This is a genomic window from Embleya sp. NPDC050493, from assembly GCF_044458105.1.
Lineage (GTDB): Bacteria > Actinomycetota > Actinomycetes > Streptomycetales > Streptomycetaceae > Embleya.
Window position 1 is genome coordinate 33,490 of the sequence record NZ_JBITHP010000028.1, and the last position, 15,994, is coordinate 49,483.

The following is a 15,994-nucleotide window of genomic DNA, read 5'->3' on the forward strand; positions in this document are numbered from 1 at the left end:
CCGGGCTCGCATCGGGCCCGTCCGGGCTTCCGGCGCGCCCGCCCGGCGCGACCGTCGGGGCGACCGTCGGGGCGGGCGACTGTCGGAACCACCCGGGCGTCCGGCGGACCTACCCGGGTCTCCGGCGGGCCCGTCCCGGCTTCCGGCGCGCCCGCCCGGGCGTCCGGCGGACCTACCCGGGTGTCCGTCCGGCCCGGTGACGGTGACGGGACCGGGGCGGTCAGACCCGGTCCCGCAGCGTCGCGAGCGTGGCGGCGAGCACGTCGGGGTTGCGCGTGTGGTAGCCGAGTTCGCCGGACGAGTACGGGAGTTGGGCGATGTAGGCGTCTGCCGCCTGCTCGGGTGTGCAGTGCTGCGGACCGACCACCTCGCGGATGATCACGATGTTCTCGGCCAGACTCAACTGGCGGCCGCTGAGCCACGCGACCAGTGCGGGCATGCCCGCGCGAGCCGCCTCCCGGCGCGCCTCGGGGAGCAGTCGGTCCAACCAGCGCAGGCGCCAGGCGTAGCCGTCGCCGGCGGCGGCCGCGGCGGCGCTCTCCTCGGCGAAGACCGGTTCCAGCGCGGTGAGCAGGCGGCCCATGAGCACCTCGGCGGTGCCGTCGACGTCCGGGTATTCCTTGACGAACTCGTCCCAGTCGGTGTCCTGTCCGGCGAACGAGGCGGCGGAGACGCATCGTCCGGCCCAGTGCGGTACACCGGCGACCAGGGTCCGGTGCAGCAGGTCGGCCCGCAGCGACGTCGACTCGGCCAACAGCACCGCGTCGTAGAGGTCCTTGCCCTGTGGATAGGAATCGGAGAGCAGCCAGAGCAGTTTCCAGGCCAGCGACTGCTCGGCGGTTGCGGCCAGGATGCGGTGTGCGCCGGAGCCGTCGTGGCGTGGCACGTCGGTGTACTCGGCCGCCGAGGGCAGCGACTCGTTGAAGACGAAGTCGAGTTGCACGATCCCGGACGGCAACCCATGCGCACGCCAGGGCAGCACCAGGCGCCGTCCGGGCACCCGGTCGTAGGTCCAGATCTCGTCGTCGACCGCGCCGGCTGCGTCGATCCGCACATCGCCGGCCGCATCCGAGTGGGCCTGCGCGCCGCGGGCGATGTCGGCGAACATCCGGTCGGTGCGCGGTTCGACCAGATCCCAGGTGACGGGCACCACGACGAAGTCGAGGTCGCCGGGCTCGCGGGCGGCGGGGCCGTACCAGGCGCGGAGCAGCATGCTGCCGCGCAGCACCAGATGTTCGGCCCACGGCGATTCGGCCAGCGCCGCCAGCACGTGGTCGACGGCCTGTCGGCGCGCGGTGTGCCAGCGCTCGGCGACACCGGGCGAGGCGAACTGCGGTTCGCCGGCCCGCATCGCGCTGCCGTACTGCTTCAACGCCGGATCGAAGACCGGTCGTTGGCGCACGCCGGGATCGGCCACGGACACCAGAGTTCGGGGCAACTGGCGCTGCTCCCGGGTCGGTTCGTCCAATGGCTCGGATGGCAGGGCCTCGTCGTCCCACGGCCCCCATCCCATGGTCCGCCAGGTCTTGCGCTCGCCGCTGTCGGTCATGGTCGCTCCCCCGTTCGTCGTAGCCGTGCTCGGGCCGGCGCCATCGTGTCGCCGGTTGCCGCGAAGTCCCGCCGGCTCAGGCCGGATCGGGGCGATCGGCGGCGGTCAGGTCCTTCGCGTACCAGATCTCGGCGTACGGGCCACCGTTGTACGCGGGCACCTCGACGTAGCCCGTCCTGGTGTACAGCGTGCGGGCCTCGATCAGGTCCAGGCGGGTGTCCAGCATGATCCGGCCCACCCCGAGTGCGCGGGCCGCGTCGTCGACGGCGGCCATCAGGAGCCGGCCGCCGCCGGTGCCGCGCAGCTCGGGTCGTACGAACACGCGGGTCAGTTCCGCCGTGTGCTCGTCCCGCAGCAGCAGGCCCGCGCACGCGGCCGGCTCGGTACCGTACCTGCCGATCAGGAAGAGGCCCTGCGGCGGCACGAGATGGTCGCTCGGCGCGGCGGCGAGGCCCTCCTCGATCTCGGTCGGGGTCGAGTCCCGGCCCTCGTGCAGCCGGTAGTAGCGGTCGCTGACCTCGACGAAGTACGCGCGCAGCAGTGCGAGTGCCTCGGGCGAATCGACCGCGCCCGGGGTAATCGTCCAGGTCTGCGTACCGGGGGTGGCGTTGAGCATGGGAAAAGTCTTCCGCACCGGTCAAACCGTTTGCCGGGCGGGGAGGCGGCCCGGTCGGACGGGAGGCGGCCTTGCCTGCCGGCAGCGGGTGTGGGGTGCCCTGGGACCGGGTGCGGCGCAGCGGGGCGGGGCGCGGCGGGATGGTGCGGGGCGGGATGGTGTGGGGCGGCGCGGGGAGGGGCGGGGAGGGGCGGCGCGACCCGTCGTTGCCGCGCCGCCGCATCCTCACCAGCTCTCGGGCAGCGGCTTGCCCTCCGCGTAGCCGGCCGAGCTCTGGATACCCAGCACGGCGCGTTCGTGGAACTCGGCCAGCGTGCGTGCGCCGGTGTAGGTGCACGCGCTGCGCACGCCGGCGCCGATCGAGTCCAGCAGGTCCTCGACGCCGGGCCGGTTCGGGTCCAGGTACATCCGCGAGGACGAGATGCCCTCCTCGAACAGCGATTTGCGGGCCCGGTCGAAGGCGGACTCGGTGGCGGTGCGCAGCCGGACGGCGCGTGCCGACGCCATGCCGAAGCTCTCCTTGTACAGCCGGCCCTCGCCGTCGCGATACGCGTCGCCGGGTGATTCGTAGGTGGCCGCGAACCACGATCCGACCATCACGTTCGAGGCACCGGCCGCCAAGGCGAGCGCGACGTCGCGCGGGTGCCGAACCCCGCCGTCGGCCCAGACGTGCCGGCCCAACCGGCTCGCCTCGGCCGCGCACTCGGCGACCGCGGAGAACTGCGGACGCCCGACGCCGGTCATCATCCGGGTGGTGCACATCGCACCGGGACCGACGCCGACCTTGACGATGTCCGCGCCCGCCTCGATCAGATCGCGCACGCCCTGCACGGTGACCACGTTGCCCGCCACGACCGGTACGGGCGGGTCGAGCGCCCGGACCGCGCGCAGCGCCTTGATCATCTGCTCCTGGTGGCCGTGCGCGGTGTCCAGGACCAGCGTGTCCACGCCCGCCTCGATCAGGCCCTTCGCCTTGTGCGCGACGTCGTTGGTGATACCGATCGCGGCGGCCACGCGCAGCCGACCGGCCGCGTCCACGGCGGGCGTGTACAGCGTCGAGCGCAGTGCGCCGGTGCGGGTCAGGACGGCGACCAGACGGCCGTCGGGGTCCACGATCGGCGCGAGCTTGTGCCGACCCTCGTAGAGCCGGTCGAACGCCTCGCGCGGATCGACGCCGTCCGGCAGGGTCAGCAGCTCGGTGGTCATCACCCGCGCGAGTTGGGCGAACCGGTCCACACCCAGGCAGTCGGCCTCGGCCACGATGCCGACCGGACGCCCGGCCTCGGTCACCACCACCGCGCCGTGGGCGCGCTTGGGCAGCAGGTTCAGCGCCTCGCCGACGGTGTCGGTGGGGGCCATCGTGATCGGGGTGTCGTAGACGAGGTGGCGGCGTTTGACCCAGGAGGTCACCTCGGCGACCACGTCGACCGGGATGTCCTGCGGGATGACCGCGAGGCCACCGCGGCGGGCGATGGTCTCCGCCATCCGACGCCCGGCCACGGCGGTCATGTTGGCCACCACCACCGGGATGGTGGTGCCCGTGCCGTCGGAGGTGGTCAGGTCCACGTCGAGGCGCGAACCCACGCCGGAGCGCGACGGTACGAGGAAGACGTCACTGTAGGTGAGGTCGTGCGGCGGTACCTGGTCGTGGAGGAATCTCATGTGCCGGTACGTACCCAGCCGGCCGGGCTATCGATCTTCCGGGCGGGTGGGGGGAGTTGGGTCGGGGCGGGGGGTGGGGTGGGGTGGGGTGGGGAGTTGGGTCGGGGCGGGGGGGTTGGGGGCCGGGGGTTCCGGACGGCGGGGGTGGGGCTGGGGTTCGGGGCGGCCGGGTTCGGGGCGGCGGGATTCGGGGCGGCCGGGTTCGGGGCGGCGGGGCGAGTCTGGTCGACCTGCTCCGGGGTAGCCGGGCGAGTTGGTCGGGGCGGCCGGGGCTGGGGCGGCCGAGTCGGGGACGGTGGGGCGAGTCGGTCGGGTCGGTTCGGCCGGGTCCGGGGGCGGCGGGCCCGGCCGGATAACGGCGCTCAGCTCGCGAGCACCGTCAGGTCGAGCCGGCTCAGGCGTTGCGGGTCGGCCAGGATGTCGATGGTGACGATCCGGCGCTGCACGATCGTGAAGGCCAGCACCGACATCGGCTGTCCGGCGGCGACCGAGACGATCCCGGCCGTGCCGTTGACGAGCGCGGGTCGGGCCACCGCGGCGAGCCGCGCGAACGTGAGCGCCTGTCCGGCCACCTGCGCCGCACCTCGGACCACACCGCTCGGGCGCAGCGCCCCGCCATCGGCTCGGGCCACCACGTCCGGGTCGAGCACCGCGACGAGCGCGTCGAAATCGCCGCCACGGGCCGCGGTCAAGAACGCGTCGACCACCTCGCGCTGCACGGCGAGGTCACCGTCGGGGGACGGCGCGGCGCCCTGGACCCGGCGGCGCGCGCGGCTGGCGAGTTGCCGGGCCGCGGCCGGCGTACGGTCCACGATCGGCGCGATCTCGTCGAACGGCACCGCGAACAGGTCGTGCAGGACGAACGCCAGCCGCTCGGCGGGCGCGAGCGTCTCCAGTACCACCAGGAGCGCCAGGCCGACCGAGTCGGCCAGGAGTACCGCGTGCTCGGGATCGGCGTCGGGCATGCCGGAGATGATCGGGTCGGGGATGTGTACCTGGGCGTCCAGCGGCTCCTCGCCGCGGGAGCGACGCGAGCGCAGCATGTCCAGGCAGACCCGGCCGACCACCGTGGTCAACCAGCCGGCCAGGTTGTCCACCTCGTCCGGGTCGGAGCGACTGAGTTTGAGCCAGGTCTCCTGGAGTGCGTCGTCCGCCTCGGTCAGCGAGCCGAGCATCCGATAGGCCACGGCAAGCAGGTGGCTGCGGTGCGCCTCGAAGCGTTCCGCCAGAAAGTCGTGCTCGGTCATCGGCGTTGTGCGGCGCTCGCCGGCGGGCATCGTGCGGTGCTCGTTCGTGGGCGTCGTCTGGTGCTCGGTCATCGGCGTCGTCCCGTCCTCTGGTCGCGTCTCGGTTGTTCTCGGCGCGGTTCTTGGTTCCTTGACGCGGGGGGCGGCGGCGATGTGACAGGAGGCGGGGGTGGGCCGGGGCGGCGGGGGTGGGCCGCGGCAGCGGGTGGGCGGCCGGTCGGCGGGTGGGCGGCCGGGTCGGGGAAATCGGTTCGGCCCAGCTGTCACATTCGTCCGCCGGGATCCGTCAATGCGGTGGCGAACGAGCCCCGGCCGCAGTGACCGGGGGCGGAACCGGTGCGGAGGGTACGACCCGCCGGTTCGGCAGCCACCCGGACACCACGCTCGGCCCGGTGGCGTTCGGCGGCCGTCCGCCGATCCCGGGGACCGCTCTCGAACAGCCAAGGAAGCCGTACGAAGCCGCACACCGAACTACGCCCCGACACCGAACACGAGCGAACACGAGCGAACTCCGCGCACCACAACCACCACTACGACCGCAACCGCAACCGCGACCGCGACCGCGACCGGTCGGGTGTCCCGCTGCCGCTCGCCCGATTCCGCATGGCTTAGGAGATTTGTGATGTCTGCCACCGACTCGGCCCCGAGCCGATCAGGACCCGGTGTCGGCACCGGGGCGATCCTGGCCTTCCTGTGCCTGGGCCAGTTCATGGTGTTCCTCGACGTGTCGATCGTGAACCTGGCACTGCCGTCGATCAAGGACGGCCTGGACATGTCCGAGGTCAGCCAGAACTACATCGTCACCGCCTACGGCACCGTGCTCGGCGGCTTCCTCCTACTCGGCGGGCGACTCGCGGACACGTTCGGGCGTCGCCGCCTGCTCCAGGCCGGTTTCGTGGTGTTCGCACTGGCCTCACTGGCCTCCGGTCTCGCGCAGAACGGCACGATGCTGATCACCGCGCGCGGCTTCCAGGGCCTCGGCTCGTCGATGATCGCGCCGGCCGCGCTGTCCATCCTGACCAACACCTTCGCCGAGGGCGCCGAACGCAACAAGGCGCTGGGCATCTGGGGTTCGCTGGCCGGAATCGCGTCGATCCTGGGTGTGATCCTGGGCGGTGTACTGGCCGACGGGCCCGGGTGGGAGTGGATCTTCTGGATCAACGTGCCGATCGGCCTGGGCGTAGCCGTACTCGCACCGCGCGTGTTGCCGGAAAGCGTGGCCGAAGAGCGCGGCCGGCCGTTCGACCTCGCCGGTGCGATCACCTTGACCAGTGGGCTGCTGCTGCTCATCTTCACCCTGGGCGAGGCCACCACGGTCGGCTGGGCCACCACCCGCACCATCGTGAGCCTGTGCTGCGTATTCGTCCTGCTGACCGCCTTCGTGGTGATCGAGGCGCGGGCGGCGTCGCCGATCCTGCCGCTGCGGGTCTTCCGCTTGGCCACGATGCGCACCGCGAACCTCTCCGCGATCCTGGTGTTCGGCATGTTCGGCGCGATGTTCTTCTTCGCGAGCCTGTTCATGCAGCAGGTGTACGGCTATTCACCGCTGCGGGCGGGCTTCGCCTACGTACCGCTCGCGGTGTGTGTGGCCATCGGCGCCGGCGTCGCGTCGGGGCTGATCACCAAGATGGCCGCCCGGCCGGTGCTCATCGCGGGCCTGGCGATCACCACCGTGGGGCTGTTGCTGCTGTGGCGCGCCCCGGTCGACGGCAGCTACCCGGTGGACGTACTACCCGCGTTCATCGCGCTCGGCCTCGGCTGCGGCATGTGCTTCGTGACCCTTCAGATCGCCGCGTTCGTCGGGATCGGCGAGGAGGAGGCGGGCATGGGCGCGGGCCTGATCAACACCAGCCAGGAGGCGGGCGGCGCGCTCGGCCTCGCGGTGGTCGCAACCATCGCGTACAGCGGCTTCGCCGGCGACATGGCCGCAGCCGGAGGCAACGGGCACCGGATCCGCGAGGCGCAACTGGCGGTCAACCACGACGCGTTCCTGTCCGCCGCGTGCCTGGGCGCGGTCGCGCTGCTGTTCGCGGTGTGGCTGATGCCCAAGGGCCAGAGCTCGATGAGCTCCGCCGAGGCGGTGGCGAACGCCGGTACGGGGGAGGTGGGTTCGGGCCAGGTGGGTTCGGCGCAGGTCGCGCCGGCCTCGCAGGCTCCGCATGCCTCGCAGGTCGAGAGCCGGAAGTAGGTGGGAAGGAAGTAGGAGGAAGTCGGAAGCAGGACGTGAGCCGCGCGGCCTATGTCGGCGGGCGGAGCGCCGCCCCGGATCCGTTCCGGGGCGGCGTCGCGCATCCACGTCCGCGTTCGGTGCTCGGGCGGGGGCTCGCAGGTGTGCGCCTGGCCGTCGAGTCCGCGTCACGGTACTAGCATCGACCCATGACTATTCGTAGCGCGACAGCTCAGTGGCAGGGCACCATCCTCGAGGGTGCCGGCACCATCCGCACCGGTAAGGGCGGTCTGGAGGGGGCCTATTCGTTCAAGTCCCGGTTCGAGGAGGGCGAGGGCACCAACCCCGAGGAACTGATCGGCGCGGCGCTCGCAGGCTGCTTCTCGATGGCCCTGGCCAAGGGCCTGGGCGACGCCGGTTTCCCGGCGACGTCGGTGGACACCACGGCCAAGGTGCACCTGGACAAAGTCGAGGGCGCCCCCACGGTGACCCGCATCGACCTGGAGACCGCCGTCGTGGCCGCCGGCATCGACGAGGCGGAGTTCCTCAAGATCGCCGACGTCACGAAGCAGAACTGCCCGATCTCCCGGCTGCTTTCCCCGGGCGCCGAGATCACCCTGACGGCGTCGCTGGGCTGACCCGCCCCGAACCGACCCGGTACGGACGACCGGGGCCGGCGCAGTACGAACAGCCGGGGCCGGCGGAGTAGGTCCGGTACCAGACGGCCGGGGCGGCCCGGTACGTCCGGCACAAGAGACCGGGGCGGCCCGGTACTTCCGGTAAGGACGGCCGGACGGCCAGGCGTCCCGGTCCGTCCCGGTACAAGTCTCGGCCGAGGCGGCCCGGCACGGGCAGCCGAGGGCGTCGGTGATCGCGCGGTTCGCGCCGCGACCGCATCCGCACACCGACGCCGACGCCGACGCCCTCGACGTCGCCCGCCCGAGTGGCGCTTCACCGTCGCTCTCGAAGGGGCCGACGGGTTCGGGCGGGCGATTACGCTGACCCGATGGACTACCTGGCTCGGATCACCGCCTCGCTGCGCACGCAGCCGCCGCGCTGGGAGCGGATCGAGGCGCCGGCCGCCTGGGCGAGGGCCGTCCGCCCCGGCACGGAGACGGCGTTCCACGTGGTGCTGCGCGGCAACGTAACGCTGACCTCGGCCACCGGCGCACGTCTGGAGCCGGGTGCGGGAGACGTGGTGCTGGTGACCGGCGACCATCACCTCGTGTCCGGGCTGGTCACGGAAACGGCCGGGCAGTTGCCGGCGGTCCCGGCAATGGAGTCCCGCAACGTTTCGCCTGCCCGAACCCCGGTAGCGCGGTCGGACGAGCCTCCGGGCAACCTGACGCAGAGCAACCGGGACCCGGTATCGGTGCTGCTGCTCAGTGGCACGTTCCGGCTGGACGCGCCGGGCGGACTCTCACCGACGATGGACCTTCCCGAGACGATTCACCTGGCAGACGGCCCGAACCAGGACGCTTCCGTACGGGCCTTGGTGGACCTGCTGCGCCAAGAGGAGACGGAGCCCGCGCCCGGCAATGCCTCCCCCGGAGCGATGGCAACACACGCCGTCACCGATGCGCTGCTGGACGCCCTGCTGGTCTGCCTCCTGCGCTGGTGGCATCGGCGCCACGGCGCCCGCCCGACCTGGGACATGAGCGTGCCCGACCCCGCCATCGGCCGGGTGTTGTGCGCGATGCACCACAACCCCGAACAGCCGTGGACGGTCGAGCGGCTCGGCGCAGTGGCCGACCTGCCCCGCTCCACCTTCGCCCGGCGCTTCACCGAGTCGGTCGGCCGCCCCCCACTCAGCCACCTGACACTGGTTCGAATGAACGCCGCCGCAACGCTGCTCCGTGACACCGACGCACCCCTGAGCGCGGTCGCACAACACGTCGGATACGCCTCGGAATTCGCCTTCTCAACAGCCTTCAAACGAGAATTCGGAATCGCCCCAACCACCTACCGCCAAAAGCAGCCAACCACCAGGGTCGCCTGAACCCCACCCGGCCGGGCGGCCAGCCTGGAGCCAACCTGTGGCGGCGGGCGGGGAACGGCCAGCCGGCGGTGGTCGGCGGGGCGGCCGGTCGGCGGCGGTCGGCGGGGCGGCCAGTCGGCGGCGGTCGGCTGGGCGGCCGGTCGGGGGCGGCCGGCCCGTAGCGTCCGGTCGGAAACGGCCAGTCGGGCGGCCGGGGGTCGGGCGGTCGGGCGGCCGGGGGTCGGGCGGCCGGGGGTCGGGCGGCCGGTCAGCCGGAGCCCAGCCGGTGGCGGTCGGCCAGGGACGCCAGCCCGCAGCGGTCGGCCGGAAACGGCCGGCCGGTAGCGGTCAGCCGGTAGCGGTCGGCCAGGACCATCAGTTCAGAGACGGCCACTCGGGGACGGCCGCGGGGACGGCCACTCGGGAACGCTCAGCCAGGGTCGGCTGGGGTAGCCGGGTTGGGAACGCCGAGCCCGTAGTGGTCGGCCAGGGACCGCCAGTCAGGGACGACCACTCGGGGCAACCGGCCGGGGACGACCAGTCAGGGACAACCAGTCAGGGGCGGCCGCTCGGGGACGGCCGGCCGGGGGACGGCCGGCCAGTAGCGGTCGGCCAGGGGACCGCCGGCCGGTGGTTGCCGATCAGGAACTGTCGGACGGGAACAGTCAGCCGGTAGTGGTCGGCCGGGACAGCCAACCAGAGACGGCCCGTCGGAAACGGCCGCCAGGGACGTCGACTGGGGCGGCCAGCCGGGAACGGTCAAACCAGTAGCGGTCGGCCGGGACCGCCAAGAGCAGGCGGCCAGACGCAAGCGGCCAGACGCAGTCGCCAGTCCGCCAGACGGGCCCGTCGGCCGGCGACGGCCCGTCGAAGGCGTCGGCGAAACCGGCTCGCCCAGCGCGGGGGGTCACCGGCACCATGAGCGGATGCGTGTGGGTGTGATCGGGCTGAGGATGGGGCTGCATCTGGCGACCTGGTCGCGCCGGGTGGGGCTGGACGTGGTGGCCGCATGCGATCGTGATCCGGAGCAACGTGCCGAGGCCCGCAGGCGGTTGCCGGGCGTCGCGCTCACCGATCGGTGGCAGGATCTGCTCGACCGGCGCCTGGACGCGGTGATCCTGGCCAACGACTTCGACGCACACGCACCGCTCGCGGTGGCGTTCCTCGACCAGGGCGTGCACGTATTGTCCGAGTCGGCGGCGTGCGTGAACGAGGAGGAGGGTCGCCGACTCGTCGACGCGGCCGAACGCTCCACCGCCACCTATTCGTTCGCGGAGAACTACGTCCTGCATCCGCATGTCCGACTGCTGCACCAGGTGGTCGAGGCCGGCGAGGTGGGCCGGATCAGCCTGATCGAGGCCGACTACCTACACGGAATGTCCCCCACCGCGGTGGCCGAACTGATCGGCGATCCCGGGCATTGGCGCGGCCGGATCGCGCCGACCGCGTATTGCACCCACACCCTCTCCCCCGTACTCGCGCTCACCGGCGAATGGCCGGTCGAGGTCACGGCGTTCGCCGCGGACGAGCGCGACCCCCGGGCCGCGGTGGTACTGGTGGTGCGGCTGTCCGGCGGCGCGTTGGCGGTCACCCGGCACGGCTTTCTCCAGGGCGAACCGGACAGCCACTGGAGTTGGATCTCGGTACGCGGCACCCGAGCCCTCGCGGAGTCCGTGCGCGGACCGGGCCCGCGGGCCTGGTCGGTACGGGTCCGCACCGAGGCGTGGGCCGCCCCGGACGGCCGGCTTCGAGACGAGGAGCGTGTCCCGCCCGCCCTCTCGCTCGACGGCGCCACCGTGGAACGCGCCGCCGAGGGCACTGTCCTGCTGCTCCAAGGCTTCCGGGCCACGGTCGAGCAAGGAGCGCCGCCGCTGATCCCGGTGCGCCCGGCCGTGGCCGCCTCACTGGTCGGCGTCGCGGGGGCGCAGTCGCTGCGGACAGGCTCGCAACCGGTACCGGTACCGAACTTCGCCGCCCCACCGAGCGGGCCCTGACCCATCGGCAAACACCGACCTGACCGGTGGGCGGGATCCCATCGAGAGCACCGCTCTCGCCCGCGAACATCGATCGCACCTGCGGACACCAATCCCGTGGAGAGCACCGTTCGCATCAGCGAGCACCAAACGCGTTGGCAAACACCGATCTCGCCGGCGGACACCGATTCCATCCGCGAGCGCCGATCTCGCAGAGAGCAGCGATCCCAGGGGAGCGCCGATCACACCCGCGAGCACTGATCCGCCAGTGAGCACCGATCTCTTCAACGAGCGCTGATCTCATCCGCGAGCACCGATCATACGGAGAGCACCGATCTCATCCCGCGAGCACCAGCTTCGTACAGAGCACCAATCTCGTCAGCGGACACCGATCTCATCCGCAAGAGCCATTCGTGCAGAGCATGGATCGCGGTTCGGCACCAATGCACCGCAGCGGGCACCGATCTGCTCGGTGAGCGCTGATCTCATCCGCGAGCACCGCTCTCGCTGGAGAGCGCCGATGTCTCCAGCAAGCACCAGGGGCCCACGAGCGGGAGCACCGCACACGTCGGCGAACGTCGATCTCGCAGCGAGCACCGCTCACGTCGGTGAACGTCGATCTCGCAGCGAGCATCGACCTAGAGAGGGCACCGATCGCGTCCCATCCCCGAGCGGCGATCTCGCGTGAGAGCACCCGATCTCGCCCGAGAGCACCGATCTCGTGGAGATCGAGAGCACTGATCTCATTGGGAGATCACCGATGCTCCCAGCAAGCACCGGACGCGTCCTACGAGCGCCGCACACGTCGGTGAATGTCGATCTCGCCTGCGGACACCGATCTCTTCAGCGAGCACCGATCGTGACCGCGAACTCGGTCGCTTCAGCGGGCATTGATCTCGTCCGCGAGCACTGATCTCGACAGCAGTCGTCGATCACGTCAGCGGACACCGATCGCGTTCGAGAGCACTGATGCCCCGAGAGCACTGATCACGTCGGCAGGCGTCGATCTCGCCGGTGAACATCGATCTCGGCGGGGACGACCCACCCGCTGCATGGGTCTGTCCACGCAATGGCCGGACCGGCCCGGCCCGGCCCGCACCGTAACCGAGCCGGGCCGATCCGGGTGGTCTGGCCGGGCCCGCCCAACCCGGATCCGGAGCCGGATCCGGCTCAGGCTCCCGCTCAGGCTCCGGCTCCGGCTCCGGTCAGTCGTCTTCTGTCGGGCAGCGGCTTCCGGGCCAGCAGGAAGGCCTGCTGCGCGGGTCTTACGCTCTCGCCCGGGTCGGGTTCGCGGATCATCTGCGCGTGCATGGTCAGGCCGGCGTCCGTCACCAATTGGGCGATTCGCTCCGGTTGGCGGCGGTGGAAGTCGAGGGATACCGACCGGCCGAACGCCTCCGTCAGCCGCAGCGGTTCGTCGCCGACCTGGAAGGCAAGCAGAAGCCGGCCGCCGGGCGCCAGTACACGGTGGAACTCGGCGAACACGCCGGGCAGTTGCTCCACCGGGACATGGATGATCGAGTACCACGCCACCAAACCGCCGAGGGAGTCGTCCGCAAGGTCCAGGTCCGTCATCGAGCCGACCTCGAAGCGCAGGTCCGGGTGCTCACCGCGGGCCGCCGCGATCATCCCCGGCGACAGGTCGATTCCGAACACGTCCAGCCCGAGGTCGCGCAGGTGCGCGGTGATCCGACCGGTCCCGCACCCGATGTCGGCCACGGATTGGGTCCCGGCGTCGGCCGTACGCACGAGTTCGGCGAAGGCGGCGAGTTGGGCTCGGTCCAGGGGCTTGTTCGCCAGGTCGGTCCGAGCAAACTCGATGTACTCGGTGGCAATGGCGTCGTAGGACACCCGGGTGGCATGCAGGAAGTCGGATTCGATCACGACCGGGCACCCTACCTCCGGCCATCCACGACGCACGGGCGAGCACCCGCCGGAGCGGCGGCGGGCAGGGGCGACGCCGGCACCTGTCTGCCCATGGGACGACGAATGCGGCGTCTCAGTCACATCCCGGGGCCGGGTTCCGTCTTAGGAATGGAGGTTCCGTCCAGACGACAACGCTCGACAAGCGAGGATTCCCGTGCGCGGCAAGGCCTTCCGACACGACATGACGATGATGTTCGCAGTCCACGACGCGCTGCGCCGCGACCTGGAGCGGCTTGCCCGGGTCGCCGCGCGTACGGACGACGACCCGTGGCACATCCTGCGGGTCGGCACCGGCTGGGACCTGTTCCGGCGCTACCTGCGGGTGCACCTTGGCGCCGAGGACGACCTGCTGTGGCCGGTAATGCGCCGGGCGTTGGCCGATCGGCCGGACGAATTGGGCCTGATCGCGGTGATGGAGGCCGAACACGCCACGTTCGAGCCGCTGTTGCATGCCATCGACGCGGCGTTGGCCGACCACGACACGGGACGCCGGCGGCTCGGCGATCTGCTGGATGGACTGGTCAGCGGGCTGCGTGGACATCTCGAGCACGAGGAGGACGAGGCGCTGCCCCTGATCGACGCGGTCGCCACCGCCGAGCAGATGCACCGCTTCGGCGCCGAACACGGCCGACGGGTCGGCTCCGGTACGTGCCGCTATCTGCCGTGGCTACTCGATCACGCGAGCGCCGAGAACGCCGCCATCATCCTCGGCCAACTGCCGGAATCCATCCGCCCGACCTACCTGAACCTGTGGCAACCGGCGTACGCCGCACAGGATCCGTGGGGCGCCCGAGGCAGCCGGCGCACCGCCCGCCGCCCGCATGGGGCCTGACCGCATGGAGCCTGAGGGGGGCGAGATCACCGACGCGGCTCCCACGGCCTCCTCAAGCGGACGCCGGAGACCGCGAGGGCGCGACGCGTGCCCCTGCACGTGTACACGAACGTCCGCCCGAATGCAGGCACTCGCCCATGGCCGGCACCCCGGCCCGCGCGACCGCACAGATCCGCGGGGCGCCCGAGACAGCCGGTACGCCGCACGCATGAGGTATGAGGCTCGACAGGGTCGAGATCATCGCACGCAGTACAAGCCTCCTCGGGTACACGCCGCCGGCGGCGAAGGCGCGACGCGCACCGCACATGTACGCACACCGCACGTGTACCGCACCGGCGCGTGTATACGCACCTCGGCCCGGGGGAAGGCGCCTCGCCCGTGCCCGGCGCCACCCGGCCCGCGCCACCGCACAGGATCCGCGGGGCGCCCGAAACAGCCGGCCCGCCACATGCATGAGCCATGACAGAGTCGAGATCACCGACGCAGGGCGAGCCTCCTCGGCTGGACGCCGCCGGGGGCGAAGGCGCGACGCGCACCGGCGCGTGTACACGCACCTCGGCCCGGGCGAAGGCGCCTCGCCCATGCCCAGCGCCGCCCGGCCCGCGCCACCGCACAGGATTCGCAGGACGCCGGAAACAGCCGGCCGCCGCCACTCATGGGGCAGAACAGGGTCGAATCACGAACGCGGGGCCTGCCTCGTCAGGTGAACACCGACGCGGCAAGGGCGCGACGCGGCCACCCGTACGTGTACGCGAACCTCGGCCCGAGCGAGGGCACCCGACCATGCCCGCCCCGACGCCGCCCGGCCGGCACCACCACACGGGATCCGCGGGGTGCCCTAGGCAGCCGGTCCGCCGCCTCGGCACGCCTGGGGGCATGATGGGGTCGAGATCACCGACGCGGGCCCAGCCTCGTCGGGTGGACGACGACGGCGCGATGCGCACCGCACGTGTACGCGCACCTCGGCGCGCACGAAGGCGCCTCGCCCATGCCCGGCGCCGCCCGGCCCGCGCCATCGCACAGGATCCGTGAGGCGCCCGAGACAGCCGGCCCACCGTACGCCACACGCATGGGACCCCTGACGGGGGCGGGATCAGCGGTGCGGCCCCACAGCCTCCTCGGGCGGACGACGGCGACGGCGAAGGCGCTCCGCCCGCGCGCGTGTACGTGAAGCAGGGCCTGCCCCCGGCGCTGCCGAGCCCGAAGCTCCACCCGGGCGCGCGTGTACGTGAACCTCGGCCTGAGCGAAGGAGTTTCGCCCGTGCCCGGCGTACCCGGCCCGCTTCGGGTGTCGGGCGGCGGGGATAGCCTGACGCGATGGGTAAGACCGTGGTGTATCTGGAGATGACCTCGCTCGACGATCTGCGGCCGTCCCGTTCCGTTCCGGCACTCGCATTGCGCCGCGTCGACGCGGCCACACCCATGGTGCAGGCCCTTCAGGCTCGGGTCGGTGCGTCGTACGGCTGGCGGAGCGCGTCCCGAACCGAGCACGAGTGGGCGGAACTTCACGCCGCGCACCCGCTGCGGCAGCCCTGGCTGGTCACGCACGCCGGCGAGACTGCGGGCATCGGCAACCTGGAGCCGCAACCGGGCGGGAACGTGGAGGTGGTCACGTTCGGCCTGCTTCCCGAATTCGTCGGCAAGGGCCTGGGCGGCTACGCGCTGACCCTTCTGCTTCGTCAGGCCTGGCACACCACCCCGCTGTCGAGTACCGAGCCGGTCCGCCGGGTGTGGCTGCACACGTCCTCCGAGGATCACCCCAACGCCCTCGTCAACTACCGCGCCCGGGGCCTGCGCCCGTATGGCGTGGAAGCCCGGGCGTAGCCGCCGCATCGGGCGCGGCCGGCCCGCCTGATCGCAGCGCGCCCGTCAGCAGGCGAAAGGGGCAGTCGGATCCGTGGCATCGCCGAGGCGAGCCGCGCCAATCGGGTCGGATGCGGCAGACATCCAAGCGGACGCCGCCTACTGCGCCGGGGCCTGCGTCCATACGGCATGAAGCCCGGGCGTAGCCGCCGCATCGGGCGCGGCCGGCCCGCCTGATCGC

At 72.0% G+C, this 15,994-nt stretch carries 12 protein-coding genes; 6 read left to right on the forward strand and 6 right to left on the reverse strand.

Annotated features, from left to right (window positions below; genetic code table 11):
• Positions 1-220: 220 nt before the first annotated feature.
• The 4 genes from ACIBM5_RS37320 to ACIBM5_RS37335 all read right to left on the reverse strand — a co-directional run bounded on the left by ACIBM5_RS37320 (position 221) and on the right by ACIBM5_RS37335 (position 5,074).
• Entirely contained in the window at positions 221-1,549 is a 1,329-nt protein-coding gene (locus ACIBM5_RS37320) for a nucleotidyl transferase AbiEii/AbiGii toxin family protein (protein WP_396011163.1), read from the reverse strand.
• A 76-nt stretch (positions 1,550-1,625) separates the two neighbouring features.
• The gene (locus tag ACIBM5_RS37325) at positions 1,626-2,165 is read right to left on the reverse strand and encodes a GNAT family N-acetyltransferase (protein WP_391585723.1); all 540 of its coding nucleotides are present in this window, start codon (positions 2,163-2,165) and stop codon (positions 1,626-1,628) included.
• Positions 2,166-2,390: 225 nt separating this feature from the next.
• Entirely contained in the window at positions 2,391-3,827 is a 1,437-nt protein-coding gene (locus tag ACIBM5_RS37330) for a GuaB1 family IMP dehydrogenase-related protein (protein WP_391585724.1), read from the reverse strand.
• 362 nt (positions 3,828-4,189) lie between these two features.
• The gene (locus ACIBM5_RS37335; RefSeq protein ID WP_396011257.1) at positions 4,190-5,074 is read right to left on the reverse strand and encodes a sigma-70 family RNA polymerase sigma factor; all 885 of its coding nucleotides are present in this window, start codon (positions 5,072-5,074) and stop codon (positions 4,190-4,192) included.
• Between the two features lie 622 nt (positions 5,075-5,696).
• Here ACIBM5_RS37335 and ACIBM5_RS37340 point away from each other — a divergent pair.
• From ACIBM5_RS37340 to ACIBM5_RS37350, 3 genes are all read left to right on the forward strand, one after another.
• Positions 5,697-7,262: an MFS transporter gene (locus tag ACIBM5_RS37340; RefSeq protein WP_396011164.1), complete on the forward strand. Its 1,566-nt coding sequence runs from the start codon at positions 5,697-5,699 to the stop codon at positions 7,260-7,262.
• Positions 7,263-7,450: 188 nt separating this feature from the next.
• On the forward strand, positions 7,451-7,879 hold the full coding sequence (locus tag ACIBM5_RS37345; RefSeq protein WP_396011165.1) for an OsmC family peroxiredoxin: 429 nt from the start codon (positions 7,451-7,453) through the stop codon (positions 7,877-7,879).
• Between the two features lie 368 nt (positions 7,880-8,247).
• Positions 8,248-9,240 carry an AraC family transcriptional regulator gene (locus ACIBM5_RS37350; protein WP_396011166.1) on the forward strand — a complete coding sequence of 331 codons (993 nt, stop codon included), beginning with the start codon at positions 8,248-8,250 and terminating at the stop codon, positions 9,238-9,240.
• 247 nt (positions 9,241-9,487) lie between these two features.
• Here ACIBM5_RS37350 and ACIBM5_RS37355 read toward each other — a convergent pair whose 3' ends face one another.
• Positions 9,488-9,613 carry a hypothetical protein gene (locus ACIBM5_RS37355; RefSeq protein ID WP_396011167.1) on the reverse strand — a complete coding sequence of 42 codons (126 nt, stop codon included), beginning with the start codon at positions 9,611-9,613 and terminating at the stop codon, positions 9,488-9,490.
• Between the two features lie 532 nt (positions 9,614-10,145).
• Here ACIBM5_RS37355 and ACIBM5_RS37360 point away from each other — a divergent pair.
• Positions 10,146-11,213 carry a Gfo/Idh/MocA family protein gene (locus ACIBM5_RS37360; RefSeq protein ID WP_396011168.1) on the forward strand — a complete coding sequence of 356 codons (1,068 nt, stop codon included), beginning with the start codon at positions 10,146-10,148 and terminating at the stop codon, positions 11,211-11,213.
• Between the two features lie 1,161 nt (positions 11,214-12,374).
• Here ACIBM5_RS37360 and ACIBM5_RS37365 read toward each other — a convergent pair.
• Positions 12,375-13,076, reverse strand: coding sequence for a class I SAM-dependent methyltransferase (locus ACIBM5_RS37365; RefSeq protein ID WP_396011169.1), 702 nt, complete (start codon positions 13,074-13,076; stop codon positions 12,375-12,377).
• 196 nt (positions 13,077-13,272) lie between these two features.
• On the opposite strand from ACIBM5_RS37365, the gene ACIBM5_RS37370 reads away from it, so the two are divergent.
• A complete protein-coding gene (locus tag ACIBM5_RS37370; protein ID WP_396011170.1) occupies positions 13,273-13,950 on the forward strand; it encodes a hemerythrin domain-containing protein in 678 nt (225 codons plus the stop codon).
• Positions 13,951-15,267: 1,317 nt separating this feature from the next.
• Positions 15,268-15,774, forward strand: a complete 507-nt coding sequence (locus ACIBM5_RS37375) for a GNAT family N-acetyltransferase (protein ID WP_396011171.1) — start codon at positions 15,268-15,270, stop codon at positions 15,772-15,774.
• The last annotated feature ends 220 nt before the right edge of the window (positions 15,775-15,994 follow it).

Excerpts from the sequence above, each read along its gene's own strand:
- ACIBM5_RS37330 (WP_391585724.1), bottom strand. The coding sequence starts at position 3,827 with ATGAGATTCCTCCACGACCAGGTACCGCCGCACGACCTCACCTACAGT.
- ACIBM5_RS37350 (WP_396011166.1), top strand. The coding sequence starts at position 8,248 with ATGGACTACCTGGCTCGGATCACCGCCTCGCTGCGCACGCAGCCGCCG.
- ACIBM5_RS37325 (WP_391585723.1), bottom strand. The coding sequence starts at position 2,165 with ATGCTCAACGCCACCCCCGGTACGCAGACCTGGACGATTACCCCGGGC.
- ACIBM5_RS37340 (WP_396011164.1), top strand. The coding sequence starts at position 5,697 with ATGTCTGCCACCGACTCGGCCCCGAGCCGATCAGGACCCGGTGTCGGC.
- ACIBM5_RS37360 (WP_396011168.1), top strand. The coding sequence starts at position 10,146 with ATGCGTGTGGGTGTGATCGGGCTGAGGATGGGGCTGCATCTGGCGACC.
- ACIBM5_RS37320 (WP_396011163.1), bottom strand. The coding sequence starts at position 1,549 with ATGACCGACAGCGGCGAGCGCAAGACCTGGCGGACCATGGGATGGGGG.
- ACIBM5_RS37375 (WP_396011171.1), top strand. The coding sequence starts at position 15,268 with ATGGGTAAGACCGTGGTGTATCTGGAGATGACCTCGCTCGACGATCTG.
- ACIBM5_RS37345 (WP_396011165.1), top strand. The coding sequence starts at position 7,451 with ATGACTATTCGTAGCGCGACAGCTCAGTGGCAGGGCACCATCCTCGAG.
- ACIBM5_RS37335 (WP_396011257.1), bottom strand. The coding sequence starts at position 5,074 with ATGACCGAGCACGACTTTCTGGCGGAACGCTTCGAGGCGCACCGCAGC.